A 15,189-nucleotide genomic window follows, 5' to 3' on the forward strand; every position below is an offset into this window, starting at 1 on the left:
GGTTTATTCGCGGATTCAGCCGAAGTAGCAGACGTAGTGGTAGGGCTCACCAGTAACTTCGATGTCGAAGCTGGAGTTGCCGGGCACCTTGAAGCTGCTGCCCGCGGCGGAGGTCTTCCACTCGGTTTCACCCTTCAGGCGATAGCGGCAGGCACCGCCCACGCATTCCATGATTTCGGGTTCGCCAGTGTTGAAGGTCAGGCTGGCGGGCAGGATCACACCCACGGTCTTCTTGCTGCCATCAGCGAACACCACGGTGTGGCTGACGCACTTGCCGTCGAAATAGACGTTGGCTTTCTTGACGACGGATACGTTGTCGAATTGCGACATTTCAGATTCCCCAGATTTTTTGGATGATGCCCTTGGCCACGAAACCGACCATGCCAAAGGCCAGAACGAAGAACAAAACGAAGGTGCCGGTCTTGCCCGCCTTGGATTTCCAGGCCAGTTCGCCGATGATGAACAACATGAAGAGCATGAAGCCCCCCAGCACGAAGGTCATGCCGAAATTGGAGACTTGTTCTTCGGTGAAATCGAACATGGCCGGGACTCCTTGACCGATCAGCGCTTGGCGGTGGTTTTCTTGACGGCGGGCTTGGCAGCAACCTTCTTCGCAACAGGCTTGGCCACGGGCTTCTTGGCTGCTGGCTTGGCGGCCACCTTGGGTGCGGCCTTGGCCTCGCGCTTGATGCGGGCGTTGGCGGCGATGCGCATACGCAGGGCGTTGAGTTTGATGAAGCCGGCGGCGTCGCGCTGGTCGTAGGCACCGGCGTCATCCTCGAAGGTGGCGATGGTGGGATCGAACAGGGAGTCGGTCTTGGAGTCGCGGGACACCACGGTGACGCTGCCCTTGTAGAGCTTGACGCGGACCCAGCCGTTGACGCTTTCTTGCGTATGGTCGATGAGGGTTTGCAGGGCCTTGCGCTCGGGGCTCCACCAGTAGCCGTTGTAGATCAGGCTGGCATAGCGGGGCATCAGGTCGTCCTTGAGGTGGGCGACTTCCCGGTCCAGGGTGACGGACTCGATACCGCGGTGGGCCTTGAGCAGGATGGTGCCCCCAGGGGTTTCGTAGCAGCCGCGGGACTTCATGCCGACGTAGCGGTTTTCCACCAGGTCGAGGCGACCGATGCCGTGCTTGCCGCCGATTTCATTCAGGGTGGCCAACAGGACGTGGGGCTTCATCTTCTTGCCGTTGATGGCAACCAGGTCGCCCTTGACGAATTGCAGGTCCAGGTATTCGGGCTTGTTGGGGGCCTTCTCGGGGGAGACGGTCCAACGCCACATGGATTCCTCGGCCTCGGCGGAGGGGTTCTCCAGGTGGCGACCTTCGTAGCTGATGTGCAGCAGGTTGGCATCCATGGAATAGGGCGAGCCGCCCTTCTTGTGCTTCATGTCGATGGGAATGCCGTGCTTTTCGGCGTAGGCCATCAGTTTTTCGCGGGAGAGCAGGTCCCATTCGCGCCAGGGGGCGATCACCTTGACGTTGGGCATCAGGGCGTAGGCGCCCAGTTCGAAACGCACCTGGTCGTTACCCTTGCCGGTGGCACCGTGAGAGATGGCCTGGGCGCCGGTCTTGCGGGCGATGTCGATCAGGCGTTTAGCGATCAGGGGGCGAGCGATGGAGGTCCCCAGCAGGTACTCGCCTTCGTAGATGGTGTTGGCGCGGAACATGGGGAAGACGAAGTCGCGCACGAACTCTTCGCGCAGGTCGTCGATGAAGATGTTCTTGGGCTTGATGCCCAGCTTCAGGGCCTTGGCGCGGGCGGGCTCAAGCTCTTCGCCCTGGCCCAGGTCGGCGGTGAAGGTCACCACTTCGCACTGGTAGGTGTCCTGCAACCACTTGAGGATCACGGAGGTATCGAGGCCGCCGGAATAGGCGAGGACGACTTTTTTCACTTCGCTCATGACTGATCTTCCAATCGAAAATTCAACAACAGACTAAACGCTGACCTTGCCTAGGAGCAGGAATTCCATCAATGCCTTTTGCACGTGGAGACGATTTTCCGCTTCTTCCCAGACCACGGACTGGGGCCCGTCAATCACCTCGGCAGACACTTCCTCGCCGCGGTGGGCGGGCAGGCAATGCATGAAGACCGCGTGGGGCGCGGCCACCTTCATCATGTCGGCATCCACCTGCCAATCGGCGAAGTCCTTCATGCGTTCCTCGTTCTCGGCCTCGAAGCCCATGGAGGTCCACACGTCGGTGGTGACGATGTCGGCACCCTTGGCGGCTTCCATGGGGTCGGCGAACTGGGCGAAATGGCCGGTGCCGTAGAGGCCCGCGCGCTCCGGTTCCACCTCGTAGCCCGGCGGCGTGGACACGTGGACGTGGAAATCCAGCACCTCGGCAGCTTGCAGCCAGGTGTTGCAGACGTTGTTGGAGTCGCCGATCCAGGCCACGGTCTTGCCCTGGATGGAGCCGTTCTTCTCGATCCAGGTGTAGATGTCGGCCATGATCTGGCAGGGATGGTATTCGTTGGTGAGGCCGTTGATCACCGGCACCCGGGAGAACTTGGCGAAGCGGTCGATGATGTCCTGCTCGAAGGTGCGGATCATCACGATGTCGCTCATGCGGGAGATCACCTGGGCCGCGTCCTCCACCGGCTCGCCCCGGCCCAACTGGGAATCGCGGGTATTGAGATAGATGGCGGAACCGCCCAGCTGCTGCATGCCGGCCTCGAAGGAGAGGCGGGTACGGGTGCTGGCCTTCTCGAAAATCATGACCAGGGAACGGTCGGTCAGGGGCCAGTATTTCTGGTAGGACTTGAACTGCTGCTTGATCCAGGCGGTGCGCTGGAACAGGTAGTCGTACTCTTCCCGGCTGAAATCATTGAACTGCAAATAATGGCGCGGGGCATTCATGGCTCACGCTCCCAGAAAGCCGCGGATCACCGTCGCCAGAGCGGTGGCCAGTTCCTCGGCTTCGGCTTCATTCATGACCAAAGAGGGCACCAGACGCACCACCCGCTCGGCGGTGACGTTCACCAGCAGGCCCTGGTCCTGGGCCCGGCCGACGATGTCGGCACAAGGACGGTCCAACTCGATACCGGTCATCTGGCCGATGCCACGCACTTCCACCACGCCGGGCACCTCGGCCAGGGCCTGGCGCAGCACGTCGCGCAAATGGTCACCGACCCGCACCACCTGGGCCAACAGGCCGTCCTGCTCGATCACGTCGAGAGTGGTCAGGGCGGCGGTACACGCCAAGGGATTGCCGCCGAAGGTGGAACCATGATTGCCGGGCTTGAACACGCCCGTCGCCTTGCCGGCGGCCAGGCAGGCGCCGATGGGTACGCCGGAGCCCAGGCCCTTGGCCAGGGTCATCACGTCGGGCAGCACGCCCGCGCTCTGATGGGCGAACCAGGCGCCGGTACGGGCAATGCCGCACTGGACTTCATCGACCATGAACAGCCAGTTCTTTTCGTCGCAAATGCGCCGCAGGGCCTGCATATACTCGACATGGGCGGCATGAATGCCGCCTTCGCCCTGGACCGGCTCGAACAACACCGCCACGACATTGGGATTGTTGGCGGCCACCTGCTCCACGGCTGCCAGATCGTCGAAGGGGACGCGGACGAAGCCGGCCACCAGGGGCTCGAAGCCGGCCTGGACCTTGCGATTGCCGGTGGCGGAAAGGGTTGCCAAGGTACGGCCATGGAAGGAGTGCTCCATGACGATGATGGCGGGGTTGTCGATGTTGCGCTGCTGGTGGCCGAACAGGCGGGCCAGCTTGATGGCGGCCTCGTTGGCCTCGGCACCGGAATTGCAGAAGAACACCTCGTCCATTTTCGCCAGGGCGACGAGCTTGTCGGACAAGGCTTCCTGTTCGCGGATGCGGTACAGGTTGGAGGCGTGGATCAGGCGACCGGCCTGATCGGCCAGGGCCTTGACCAAGCGGGGATGGTTGTGGCCCAGGGTGTTGACCGCGACACCGGCGACGGCATCGAGGTAGGACTTGCCCTGTTCGTCGAACAGTCGGCAACCCTGCCCGTGGGTGAATGCGATGGGCAGGCGGGAATAGGTATTCATCAGGTGCGCCATGGAGGGCTCCGCGTCACACAGTCAAGTCGGGAAAACGAAAGGAATTTTCTCGGGACCGTAAAAACATACGGCGGCTTGCGCCGCCGTCCGTACAGAGGGGGAATAGTAAGTGAAAAAGCCCCTACTGTACAGGTATGGGCCACCTGAAACGGGTTAATCTGGGCTGATGCGTATTGCCGTTTTCAACCAAAAAGGCGGCGTCGGCAAGACCACTACGGCCCTCAACCTGGGGGCCGCCATTGCCCGCCGTTCTCAGTCGGTGCTCCTGGTGGATCTGGATCCCCAGGCGCACCTGACGGCTATTCACGGCAGCATCCCGGCGCGGGTGGAACACAGCCTGTTCGCCCTTTACCAGCAAAACGCCGGCTTGCACCCCCTCGAAGTGGAATGGCCTGGCATCGGCGGCTTGATTCCCGCCCACGCCGAGTTGATCAAGGTGGATTCCCTGTTCGGCAAGGGTCCCAACGTCCTCGGCAAGCTGAACCACGGCCTGACGGAATTGGAGCAGCACAAGCCGGGGCGCATCACCCTGATCGACTGCTGCCCCTTCCTCGGCGTCCTTTCCCTGAACGCCATTTTCGCCGCCAACCGGGTACTGGTCCCGGTTTCCTCGGACTTCCTCTCCCTGCGCGGTGCCCAACAAATCGACCGGACCTTGCAAGCCCTGGAGCCGGTGTTGAAAAAACGCGTGGAGCGGCGCTATCTGCTGACCCGCTTCGACCGCCGCCGCAGGATGTGCGCCGAAATCCACCAACGGCTGCGGGACATGTTCGGCAACGCCGACGTGTGTGAAACGGTGATTTCGGAAAATGTCGCCATCGCCGAGGCCCCCTCCCTCAACCGGGACGTGTTCAGCCACGATGAACACAGCAAGGGCGCCAAAGACTATCTGGCCCTCAGGGACGAACTGGAAACAACGGGATTCCTGGGCTGAGCGGCCGCTCAGCGGGTAATCAGATCGATGATGCGCTCGTAGCTGAAAACCGGGGTGCGCACGCCGCCGCGATGGCAGGTGCATTCCAGGATTTCGCAATCCCGGTACATTTGCCGCAGCTTGCGCTGGGCCTCCGCCTCGTCCTGACCGTGGATCATCAAATTGTCCACTACCATGCCCACCCGGGTACGGATGCGGAAACCGAACTTGGTAAGAATTGGGGGATGCATTGAAACCCCTTCTTGGTCATGAAGATAGAGGGAGTATATGCACCCAATTCTGACTTATCAAGCTAGTTCTTTATTTATCAATAGTTTTTCTCTTTTAAACAACACCGCTGCATATCGCGAAAGTCAGGTCCGCCCCCCAGGGGGGAGTTCAAACAGCGTTTAAGGGCTTTCTGCTAGAATTCAAGTCTTATAAATGACTCAAGTTTGTCCGACACTTACCCCGTGTCCGAACAGACGCCAACGACTCCGCGCATGACAAAATCCCGGCACGAGAGCTTCGTCATCATCGGTGTAACCGAGGATGGCCACAAATTCAGGCCCAGTGATTGGGCAGAACGGTTGTGCGGCACCATGTCGATTTTCGGTGCCGAACGCAGAATGGCTTACTCTCCCTACGTGCAGCCAGGCGACCGGGACGGCCATAAGTGCGTCTACGTGGATATCCGCATCCACGACATCGAATCCAAGGCTTACCACTTCCTGGAAAACTTCGCCCGGGACAACAAGCTCAAAGTCCTACCCTGGACCCCCGGCGAATAAACCGCCCTCTCGCTTCCCCGAACACGCCACAGGCACACAGCGGCCTGACAGGCGCCCTACCCTTCCTGGTGGTCGCTTGGTAGCGGCCAGGCGAGGAAACCCTCCCCGCCCGTACCCTCCCCCGTGAAACGCCCTTAGACCGTGTAAGGCGCCAGCTTGCGCGCCACGCCCTGGTTCTTCAGCCGCACATAGTCGGGCAGGCCGTTGCGATAGGGGGGTGGCGCTTCCCCGGCGATCAGGGGCGACAAATAGCTGCGGCAGGCATCGGTAATGCCGAAACCGTCCGCCGTGATGAAGTCCTTGGGCATCATTTTTTCCACATTGGCCACGTCCTTCAGCTCGGCGGTGCCGATCTCCCAGCGATAGGGCGCGTCCGAGGCGCGCAGAATGGCCGGCATCACCGCGTTGCGGCCTTGCAGGGCCAGTTCCACCGCCGCCTTGCCCACGGCGTAGGCGTGCTCCACGTCGGTGGCCGAGGCAATGTGGCGGGCGCTGCGTTGCAGGTAGTCCGCCAGGGCCCAGTGGTACTTGTAGCCCAGCTTGTCCTTGATCAGTTGGGCAATCACCTGCCCCACGCCGCCCAACTGGGAATGGCCGAAGGCGTCCTTGCCACCAGCCTCCGCCATCAGCTTGCCCTCCTGGTTGAGCAGACCTTCGGACACGCCAATCACGCAGTGGTCGTACTTCTCGACGCATTGTTTGACCCGGGCCAGGAAGGCGGCCTCGTCGAAGGGCACCTCGGGGAACAACAGGATGTGGGGGCCGTCGCCCTCCTTCTCGGCAGCCAGGCCGCAGGCGGCGGTGATCCAACCGGCGTGGCGGCCCATCACTTCCAGAACAAAGATCTTGGTGGACGTCTTAGCCATGGAGGCCACGTCGAAGGCCGCCTCGCGGATGGAGGTGGCCACGTACTTGGCCACGGAGCCGAAACCGGGGCAGTTGTCGGTGACGGGCAGGTCGTTGTCCACGGTCTTGGGAATGCCGACGCAGACCACCGGGTAGCCCAGTTGCTCGCCAATCTGGGACACCTTCCAGGCGGTGTCCATGGAGTCGTTGCCGCCGTTGTAGAAGAAGTAACCGATGTCGTGGGCCTTGAACACCTCGATCAGGCGCTCGTACTGGGCCTTGTGCTGGTCCATGCCCTTGAGCTTGTAGCGACAGGAGCCGAAAGCGCCACCGGGCGTATGGCGCAGGGCGGCGATGTCCGCGGCGGATTCGAGGGAAGTGTCGATCAGATCCTCGGTCAGGGCGCCGATGATGCCGTTGCGGCCCGCCAGCACCTTGCCGATCTTGTCCGGATGCTGCCGGGCGGTTTCGATCACGGCGCAGGCGGTGGCGTTGATGACGGCGGTGACGCCGCCGGACTGGGCGTAGAAGGCATTCTTGGCTGCCATGGAAAACTCCTGTCGGTTCCTGAAAAGCAATCGCCCCGCCGGACAAACACTACGGCGGGGCGACGGATGTTACTGCGCTTAACGTGAAATCAAATTACTTCAGGGCGTCGAAAGCGCGCTTGGTGATTTCCTCCACGGCACCCTGACCGGAAATCTTGCGGTACTGGGGTGCCTTCAGGCCGCCAGGGGCGTCGCCGCTGGCCGCCCACTTGCCGTAGTAATCCACCAGGGGCTTGGTTTGGGAGTGATACACGTCCAGGCGCTTCTTGACGGTCTCTTCCTTGTCGTCGTCCCGCTGCACCAGGGGTTCGCCGGTCACGTCGTCCTTGCCTTCCACCTTGGGCGGGTTGTACTTGACGTGATAGGTGCGGCCGGAGGGCAGGTGGGCGCGACGACCGCTCATACGCTCGACGATGTCGCTGTCGGGCACATCGATTTCCAGCACGAAGTCGATGGGCACGCCGGCGGCCTTCATGGCCTCGGCCTGGGGGATGGTGCGGGGGAAGCCGTCAAACATGTAACCGGCCTTGCAGTCGGCTTCCTTCAGGCGATCCTTGACCAGACCGATGATGATGTCGTCGGACACCAGACCGCCTGCGTCCATCACCTTCTTGGCTTCCAGGCCCAGGGGGGTGCCAGCCTTGACGGCGGCACGCAGCATGTCGCCGGTGGAAATTTGGGGGATGCCGAACTTTTCCTTGATGAAGTTCGCTTGGGTGCCCTTGCCGGCGCCGGGGGGGCCGAGGAGGATGAGTCTCATGAAAGAAGGCTCCAGATATGAGTGGCGTGGATAAAAAAACTTGAAATGTATTTTTTGTTGGCCCGAATTATTTCAGAAAAATGACCGACTTGCCGTCGCCCGGGCCAATTTCTACGGCATGGCGGCAAACATGGCCTGCACGCGGGCCAGATCCTCGGTCGTGTCGACACCGGGCATCGGCGGATGGTCACAAACCAGCACCCGGATCGGATAACCGTGCCACAGGGCCCGCAACTGCTCCAGGGATTCCCAGCGCTCGGTGGGAGCCGGCGGCAGGCTGCCGTAGCGCTTGAGGAAGGCCACCCGATAAGCGTAGAGGCCAATATGGCGCAGGGCCCCCAGATCGGCGGGCAGGCTTGCCTGATCAGCGGCGAAGGCATCCCGGGCATAAGGAATCGGCGCCCGGGAAAAATAATGGGCGCGACCGGCGGCGTCGCACACCACCTTCACCACGTTGGGATTGAAGAACTCCGCCGCTTCGGTCAGGCCATGGGCCGCCGTGGCGATGGCGGCAGCGGGGTCGGCCGCCAGGGCCTGGGCCACGCCGGCCACCAGGGCCGGATCGATCAGGGGCTCGTCACCCTGGACGTTGACGACGATGTCCTCGTCCGCCCAACCCAGTTGGGTCGCCACTTCGGCGATGCGGTCCGTGCCGCTGGGGTGGTCGTCGCGGGTCATCACGGCGGCATGGCCGGCGCGGATCACGGCATCTTTGACGCGTTCGTCGTCGGTGGCCACCCAGACGCCTTCGGCGCCGCTGCGGCGGGCAGCGTCCACCACCCGCAGCACCATGGGCTTGCCGGCGATGTCCGCCAGGGGCTTGCCCGGCAGCCGGGTCGAGGCGTAGCGGGCCGGGACGACGACCTTGAAGCCCATTATTCGTCGCTGCTCAGGGAGCGGGCTTCGCCCTCGAGCATGACGGGGATGTCGTCCTTGACCGGATAGGCCAGGCGACAGGGCTTGCACACCAGTTCGGCGTTGCCCTGGGCCTTGCGTTGTTCGAGAGGCCCCTTGCAAATCGGGCAGACAAGAATTTCAAGCAGACGGGGATCCATCCAGTTTCTCCAGAACAAAGCGGGCCAGGTCGGGCGCGACGCGCGCCTCCACGGGAAGCACCCACACCGGCAGGCGGGGGGCGAGGGCCGCGAATTTTACTGCATCCTTCTCCGTGGTCAGGAGAGCATCGCCCGTGCAAGGCAAATCGTCCGTCGTATAAGCGTGGTGGTCGGCAAAGGCATGGCCTGCCACCGTCAGGCCCAGACCCGCCAGGTGGTCGAAAAAGCGCTGGGGTTCGCCGATGCCGGCCAGGGCATGCAGCTTGAGGCCGGCCAAATCCCGGGCGGTGCAGGTCTGTCCGGGATCGCCGAGCCGATAAAAGCGCTCGCCGGCCAGGCTCATGGCAAAGCGCCGCGGCCCGTCGCCGGGGAAGTCCGCCAGGCCGTTGAGCACCAGGGCATCCACCGTCGCCAGACGCGATACCGGCTCGCGCAAGGGACCGGCCGGCAGGGGCAGGCCGTTCATGACGCCGCGCCGGTCGAGCACGGCGATTTCCATGTCCCGGGCCAAGGCCAGGTGTTGCAGGCCATCGTCGCAGAGGATCACGTCGCACTCGGGATGGGCCGCCAGCAAGGCCTGGCCGGCCTCGGCGCGGTGGCGGCCGACGAAGACCGGACATTGGGCGCGCCGACGCAGCAACAAGGGCTCGTCGCCGACGACAGTCGCGTCGCTATCTGCTTCCACCGCCCTCACCTCGCCGCTGCCACCGTAGCCCCGGCTGACGATGCCCGGCCGGCGGCCGGCGGCGCGCAGGGCCTGGGCCAGGTAAAGGGTCAGGGGGGTTTTGCCGGCGCCACCGGCGGTGATGTTGCCCACCACCACCACGGGCACGGGCAGGCGCTGCACGGGCAGCCAGCCAAGGCGATAGGCAGCGCGACGCAGGGCCGCGAGGGCGGCGAACAACCCGACCAGGGGCAGCAGCGGCCAGACCCGGGGGCCCCGGGTCCGCCAGAGCTGCGGCAGGCGGGGGCTAGACGAGCCCACGGTTACTTGTTTTGCTGGGTCGCAAAGGAAATGTGGGAGAGACCGGATTGCTGGGCCGCCTGCATCACGTCGATGACGCTCTGGTGGGTGGCCTTGGCGTCGGCGCTGATGATGACCACCGGCTCCTTGCCTTCCGCCGGACTGCCCGAGGCCCGCTTGAGGGCCGTGGCGATGGCCTCGACGCTATGGCTGCCGACGGCATCCTTGTTCACCAACACGTCGCCGCTGGCGGTGACCGCCACGTTGATCTCGGTGGGCTGTTCCTTGGCCGCCGGCGCGTCGGCCGTGGGTAGGTTGATCTCCATGCCGGAGAACTTGGAATAGGTGGTGGTGATCATGAGGAAGATCAGGATCACCAGCAGCACGTCGATCATGGGGATCAGGTTGATCTCCGGTTCTTCCCGTGCCTTGCCGCGTTGGAAGTTCATGATCGCCTCAAGCCCGTTCGTTGTGCAGCAGTTCCACCAAGCGCACCGCCTGCTGTTCCATGTCCACGACGAAGCTGTCCACCAGGGCGCGGAAGTGGCGGTAGAAGATCATGCTAGGGATGGCGATCAGCAGGCCGAAACCGGTGTTGTAGAGGGCCACGGAAATACCATGGGCCAGGGCCTGGGGATTGTTGCCGGCGGCGGTGGCGGAACCGAAGATTTCGATCATGCCCACCACGGTGCCGAACAGGCCGAACAGGGGCGAGACGGAGGCGATGGTGCCCAGCAGTTGCAGCAGGTTCACCCCGCCCACGTGGCCATCCAACTCGTGGGCCACGGCGCGGCCGGCTTCCTCCACCGCTTCCTTCATCACGTCGCGGCTGCTCTTGACGTTGCGCAGGCCGGCGGCGAACACCTGGCCCAGGGGAGAGGCATTTTCCAGGCGTACCAGGGCCTGGGCATCGATGGCACCCTGGCGGAAGTCCCCCACCACGCTCTGCAACAGGGTCGGCGGCACCACCTTGCGTTGGCGCAGGGCCGTGCCCCGCTCGATGATCAGCGCCACGGCGAGAACCGAGCACAACAGCAGGAACCAGATGGGCCAACCGGCAGCCTGGATGATGGAAAACACGGGCAACTCCTGAATACGAAAGCGAAGCCGGCACTTTAGCGGCATGACCGGTCCGGGGCAAGGCGGTAAATCACTGCAAATTCCGGGCATATCGGGCCATCGTCGCCGAAAAAACCGCGCCATTCCCAGCGCACCGGGCCGGCGCCGCCCCGCTACAATCCCGCCATGGCCTCCCCGCCCCCCAATCCCTCCGCCGACGACATCCCGGCCCTGGCCAGTGCCTGGCTGGCCCGCCTCGACAGCCGGCCGGCGGGGTCCATGCCCCTGGAAACCGACGCCCCGGCCGATCCCGTGCCCCTCCTCGCCGCCCTGTGCGAGCAGGCCCTGGCCGCAGGCAAGACCCTTTGGCTGCTGGTGGCCGACGACCAACTGTTGCCGGAACTGTCCAACGCCCTCGACCTGGCGGTGCGCCCCCTTTGTCTGGTGCTGCCTGAGGCCGATTTCACCGCCCGCATCACCCTGCGCGCCAGCCTGGCCCTGCTCAAGAGCCGCCTCAACCGCGAAGTGGACGAGGCTTGGCACACGGTCTGGGATGGCCAGAAACAGCGCATGGCCGAACAGGATGCCTTGTGGCGGGCGGCCCTGGAATGGAGCGCGGCGGAACGGGCCAACTCCTGGCCGCGGGGACTGGTGCGCCTGTTCCCGGTCCGTATCGCGCCCGTCAGCCGGGCCCTGGACCTGGAGCAAGGGGCCGGCGACGGCGCCTCGCCGCCGGCCGACCTGGTCCTGGTGCTGGAACGGGAGCCCCTGCCCGAGGCCGCCGACGCCCTGCTTGCCGCCAGCCAGGTATTGATCTTCAACCCGCCGCCGGTGCGGGAGGCTTTTCGCGGCGCCATTGCCCTGTCGGACAAGGATCTGCTGCTGCGGGGCCAGGTGGAAATGGTCAGCCGCGACATCGCCGAACTGGAACTGGAACTGGCCACGGCGAAGGGGGAACTGTCCGAATTCAGCCACCGCTACCACGACACCGTGGGCCAGCGCATCGCCGCCCTGGACGCGCTGCAAGCCGAGCTGGCCCTGCGCAAGGCCGCCCAGGCCCCCAACGACTCCGGTGCCAAGGCCGATGCCGAGGAAGCCAAGGACCGGGCCGAACAATCCCGGCAGGAAGACCGGCGTTACCGGGACGCGGCCCGCGAGGCCAATGAAAAAACCCAGTTCCGGCCCAGCGCCGACCTGAAGAAATTGTTCCGTCAGGTGGCCCAGAAGATCCACCCCGACCGGGCCCGCAACGAGGCCGACCGCCGCCGCCGCACCGACCTCATGGCCGAGGCCAACCGGGCTTATCGCAGCGGCGACGTCGCCACCCTGCAACAGGTGCTCCTGCTCTGGCAGCAGGGCCAACCCACCGACAGCCTGGGCCTGGCCGATCGCAACCAACTGGAACTCCAACTGGAGCGCCTCAAGGCGCGCCTGGCCGAGATTCAGCAGGAACTGGACAGCCTCTACGCCTCGCGGCTCTATGAACTGTTCCAGGCCGAGCGCATCGCCCGCAAACAAAAGCGCAACCTGCTGGGGGAGTTGATGGACCAGATCGACCTCCAGATCGACCTTGCCAAGGTCCACTTGCGGGATCTGGGCTGGGAGGAAGCCGCGCCCGGCGCCGCCGAATCCGCCACGGAAACCGCCGGCAACCCTTCTTGATCCGCCCTGTCATCCCTTCTGCTCAGGAGTCCGCCGTGTTTCTTGCCATGAACCGTTTCCGCATCGCCGCCGGCCGTGAGCAGGAGTTCATCGACCATTGGCGCCAGCGCAACAGCTATTTGCACGAAGTCCCCGGCTTCCAGCAGTTCCACCTGCTCCAAGGCCCCAGCAACGGGGAGTTCACCCTGTTCGCCTCCCACACCCAATGGGAATCGGAAGCCGCCTTTGAGGCTTGGACCCAGTCCGAGGCTTTTCGCAAGGCCCACGCCAATGCCGGCGCCAGTGCCCGCGAGCTGTATCTTGGCCCGCCCCAGCTGGAGCTGTTCTCCAGCGTCCTCTGATCAGGTCGCGGACGCCTCCGCCGTGATCGGGGGGCACAGGGCGTAGGCCGCCATGGCGGCGATCACCGCATCCGCCTCCCCCACTGGCGGCGCCAGGCGGATCGTCAGGCCCTGATGGCGCACCATGGCATCGGCGGCCCGTTGGGGCAGATCCTTTTTGACGTGACTACCCGCCGCCATGAAGATCGGCACGATGGTGATGAGATCGGCCCCCTGCCCCGCCAGGTCGGCGATAGCCTCCTCCAGCGTAGGCTGCATCAACTCCAAGAAACCCAGAGCCACCGGCGTTTGCGGCGCCATTTGGGTCATGGCGGCGCGGATGCGGTGGAAAGGCTCGGCCCATTCGGCATTGCGGGCGCCGTGGCCGAAAAGAATGACGGCTTGCTTCATGAACAGAATCCTCGCGGTGCGGCCCCTCCCCTGAGGAGAAAACCATCCGGCCATGATACCGATCACGCTGTCCGCCACCGACCATTTTCTCGACAAGGTTTTCCCGAGGGGATTTGCCCTAGATCAATGCGTCTTTTCACCATCATTTGATAGTGGCAAATGTTCGAAAGTCCGTCAGAAAGGTGGCCCCGCCTTGCAACAGACCGCGCTGTATTCCTTCAACCAAGCACCGATCATGGTGCTGCATGCCGACGCCGCAGGCAACTGCGATTGGTGCAACGATACGTGGTTGCGATTCACCGGCCGCACCGTGGCCGAGGAAAAAGGCCGGGGCTGGATGGAGCACATCCACCCCGACGATTTGATGACCTGTTTGTCCATCTACCGCGCCGTCGTCAGCGCGCGCCAGCCGTTCTCGATGGAATACCGCATGCGCCAGGAAGGCGGCGATTTCCGCTGGATACTCGACAAGGGCGTGCCCGACGACGAAGGCCAGGGCTATACCCGCTACTGCTTCGACGTGACCGACCTCAAGGACACGCAGAAGGCCCTGGAGGACCAACGCCGGCTGCTCAAGCAGGCCCAGGAGATCGCCCGACTGGGGTACTACACCTACGACCTGGAACAGGACCACTGGGAAAGCTCGGACATCCTCAACGGTATTTTCGGCATCGGCGAATCCTATCCCCGTAGCCGGGAAGGCTGGCTTGGCCTAGTGGCGCCCGAGTGCCGCGACGAATTGGCCCGCTACATGGAAGACACCCTGGCCCAGCGCAAGAACTTCCTGCGGGAATACCGCATCGTCCGTCCTTGCGATGGCGAAGTACGCTGCGTCCAGGGCAAGGGCGTGATCAGTTACGCCGACGACGGCCGCCCCCAGTCGATGGTGGGCACCATCCGCGACATCACCGAGGAGGTCTCGATCCGCGACATGCTGGCCATCGATGCGACGGTGTTCGACCACAGCCAACAAGCCATCCTCATCGCCGACGCCAGTCGCCGCATCGTCCGCATCAATGCCGCCTTCACCCGCATTCTGGGCTACGGCCTGGAGGACGTGCGGGGCCAGAACCCCCGTTTCCTAAATTCCGGCATCCAGGACTCGGCCTTCTACCAATCCATGTGGCACAGCCTGAACTACACGGGCAAATGGCGCAACGAGATCTGGAATCGGTGCAAGGACGGCTCCCTGTGCCCGGGCATCCTGGACATCAATGCCGTCCATGACGGACAGGGCAACGTGCTCCACTACGTCGGCGTCTTCACCGAAATCACAGAGTTGAAGAACACCCAGCGCAATCTTGAGCGGTTGGTGAACTTCGATGCCCTGACCGGGCTGCCCAACCGGATCTTGGCGATGGACCGCCTACAACAGGCCCTATCGAACGCCACCCGCTACAACCGGCCGGTGGCGGTGTGCTTCCTCGATCTGGACAACTTCAAGCCGGTGAACGACCTCCACGGCCACGCCTGTGGCGATGCCCTGCTGGTGGAAGTGGCGGGGCGGCTGACGGCGGCGGTGCGCGGCGGCGACACCGTGGCCCGGCTGGGCGGTGACGAGTTCGTCATTCTGCTGACGGAGCTGGAGCACGGCTACGAGTTGGCGCCCGCCCTGGGCCGCATTCTGGACAGCGTCGCCAAGCCCTACGAGGTTTACGGCGCCGAGTTTCAAGTGACGGCGACCCTGGGCGCCACCATCTTCCCGCGGGATTATGGCGACGCCGAAACCCTGCTGCGCCATGCGGACATCGCCATGTACCGGGCCAAGCGGGCAGGTCGCAACCAGTTCCAGATCTACCGTCCGGAAGCCTGAGCAGGG

At 63.9% G+C, this 15,189-nt stretch carries 18 protein-coding genes and 1 pseudogene; 5 read left to right on the forward strand and 14 right to left on the reverse strand.

Features of this window, described 5'->3' with window-relative positions:
- Positions 1-15: 15 nt before the first annotated feature.
- The 5 genes and pseudogenes from ppnP to ACYQ2U_RS11245 form a co-directional block, all read right to left on the reverse strand.
- Positions 16-330 (reverse strand): pyrimidine/purine nucleoside phosphorylase, encoded by a 315-nt coding sequence (ppnP, locus tag ACYQ2U_RS11225; protein WP_459950457.1) that lies wholly within the window; start codon positions 328-330, stop codon positions 16-18.
- Position 331: 1 nt separating this feature from the next.
- Positions 332-541 (reverse strand): DUF2788 domain-containing protein, encoded by a 210-nt coding sequence (locus ACYQ2U_RS11230; RefSeq protein ID WP_459950458.1) that lies wholly within the window; start codon positions 539-541, stop codon positions 332-334.
- 140 nt (positions 542-681) lie between these two features.
- Positions 682-1,905: pseudogene (locus ACYQ2U_RS11235) on the reverse strand (argininosuccinate synthase); the annotation flags it as partial.
- A 33-nt stretch (positions 1,906-1,938) separates the two neighbouring features.
- Positions 1,939-2,862, reverse strand: a complete 924-nt coding sequence (gene argF, locus ACYQ2U_RS11240; RefSeq protein WP_459950459.1) for an ornithine carbamoyltransferase — start codon at positions 2,860-2,862, stop codon at positions 1,939-1,941.
- Positions 2,863-2,865: 3 nt separating this feature from the next.
- A complete protein-coding gene (locus ACYQ2U_RS11245) occupies positions 2,866-4,041 on the reverse strand; it encodes an acetylornithine/succinylornithine family transaminase (RefSeq protein ID WP_459950460.1) in 1,176 nt (391 codons plus the stop codon).
- 166 nt (positions 4,042-4,207) lie between these two features.
- On the opposite strand from ACYQ2U_RS11245, the gene ACYQ2U_RS11250 reads away from it, so the two are divergent.
- Positions 4,208-4,975 carry a ParA family protein gene (locus ACYQ2U_RS11250; RefSeq protein ID WP_459950461.1) on the forward strand — a complete coding sequence of 256 codons (768 nt, stop codon included), beginning with the start codon at positions 4,208-4,210 and terminating at the stop codon, positions 4,973-4,975.
- Positions 4,976-4,983: 8 nt separating this feature from the next.
- Here the strand turns inward: ACYQ2U_RS11250 and ACYQ2U_RS11255 are convergent, their stop codons facing one another.
- Entirely contained in the window at positions 4,984-5,205 is a 222-nt protein-coding gene (locus ACYQ2U_RS11255) for a hypothetical protein (protein ID WP_459950462.1), read from the reverse strand.
- A 252-nt stretch (positions 5,206-5,457) separates the two neighbouring features.
- Here ACYQ2U_RS11255 and ACYQ2U_RS11260 point away from each other — a divergent pair, with 252 nt between their 5' ends.
- Positions 5,458-5,745: a DUF3579 domain-containing protein gene (locus ACYQ2U_RS11260; RefSeq protein WP_459950463.1), complete on the forward strand. Its 288-nt coding sequence runs from the start codon at positions 5,458-5,460 to the stop codon at positions 5,743-5,745.
- A gap of 134 nt (positions 5,746-5,879) precedes the next feature.
- Here the strand turns inward: ACYQ2U_RS11260 and ACYQ2U_RS11265 are convergent, their stop codons facing one another.
- From ACYQ2U_RS11265 to ACYQ2U_RS11295, 7 genes are all read right to left on the reverse strand, one after another.
- Positions 5,880-7,139, reverse strand: coding sequence for a 6-phosphofructokinase (locus ACYQ2U_RS11265; protein ID WP_459950464.1), 1,260 nt, complete (start codon positions 7,137-7,139; stop codon positions 5,880-5,882).
- A 94-nt stretch (positions 7,140-7,233) separates the two neighbouring features.
- On the reverse strand, positions 7,234-7,899 hold the full coding sequence (adk, locus tag ACYQ2U_RS11270; protein WP_459950465.1) for an adenylate kinase: 666 nt from the start codon (positions 7,897-7,899) through the stop codon (positions 7,234-7,236).
- A gap of 111 nt (positions 7,900-8,010) precedes the next feature.
- Positions 8,011-8,775, reverse strand: coding sequence for a 3-deoxy-manno-octulosonate cytidylyltransferase (gene kdsB, locus ACYQ2U_RS11275; RefSeq protein WP_459950466.1), 765 nt, complete (start codon positions 8,773-8,775; stop codon positions 8,011-8,013).
- A complete protein-coding gene (locus tag ACYQ2U_RS11280; RefSeq protein ID WP_459950467.1) occupies positions 8,775-8,954 on the reverse strand; it encodes a Trm112 family protein in 180 nt (59 codons plus the stop codon). Before ACYQ2U_RS11280 ends, kdsB begins: the two co-directional genes overlap by 1 nt.
- The gene (lpxK, locus tag ACYQ2U_RS11285; protein ID WP_459950468.1) at positions 8,935-9,939 is read right to left on the reverse strand and encodes a tetraacyldisaccharide 4'-kinase; all 1,005 of its coding nucleotides are present in this window, start codon (positions 9,937-9,939) and stop codon (positions 8,935-8,937) included. Before lpxK ends, ACYQ2U_RS11280 begins: the two co-directional genes overlap by 20 nt.
- Positions 9,940-9,941: 2 nt before the next feature.
- Positions 9,942-10,367: an ExbD/TolR family protein gene (locus ACYQ2U_RS11290; protein ID WP_459950469.1), complete on the reverse strand. Its 426-nt coding sequence runs from the start codon at positions 10,365-10,367 to the stop codon at positions 9,942-9,944.
- A 7-nt stretch (positions 10,368-10,374) separates the two neighbouring features.
- Complete coding sequence (locus ACYQ2U_RS11295; RefSeq protein ID WP_459950470.1) at positions 10,375-10,998, reverse strand: MotA/TolQ/ExbB proton channel family protein; 624 nt, start codon at positions 10,996-10,998, stop codon at positions 10,375-10,377.
- A gap of 165 nt (positions 10,999-11,163) precedes the next feature.
- Here ACYQ2U_RS11295 and ACYQ2U_RS11300 point away from each other — a divergent pair, with 165 nt between their 5' ends.
- Both ACYQ2U_RS11300 and ACYQ2U_RS11305 read left to right on the forward strand, forming a co-directional pair.
- Positions 11,164-12,639, forward strand: coding sequence for a hypothetical protein (locus ACYQ2U_RS11300; RefSeq protein ID WP_459950471.1), 1,476 nt, complete (start codon positions 11,164-11,166; stop codon positions 12,637-12,639).
- A gap of 35 nt (positions 12,640-12,674) precedes the next feature.
- A complete protein-coding gene (locus ACYQ2U_RS11305; protein WP_459950472.1) occupies positions 12,675-12,980 on the forward strand; it encodes an antibiotic biosynthesis monooxygenase family protein in 306 nt (101 codons plus the stop codon).
- On the opposite strand, the gene ACYQ2U_RS11310 is transcribed toward ACYQ2U_RS11305, so the two are convergent.
- Positions 12,981-13,370 (reverse strand): sirohydrochlorin chelatase, encoded by a 390-nt coding sequence (locus ACYQ2U_RS11310; protein WP_459950473.1) that lies wholly within the window; start codon positions 13,368-13,370, stop codon positions 12,981-12,983.
- 193 nt (positions 13,371-13,563) lie between these two features.
- Here ACYQ2U_RS11310 and ACYQ2U_RS11315 point away from each other — a divergent pair, with 193 nt between their 5' ends.
- On the forward strand, positions 13,564-15,183 hold the full coding sequence (locus ACYQ2U_RS11315) for a diguanylate cyclase domain-containing protein (protein ID WP_459950474.1): 1,620 nt from the start codon (positions 13,564-13,566) through the stop codon (positions 15,181-15,183).
- The last annotated feature ends 6 nt before the right edge of the window (positions 15,184-15,189 follow it).

It is taken from the genome of Denitratisoma sp. agr-D3 (assembly GCF_054658675.1).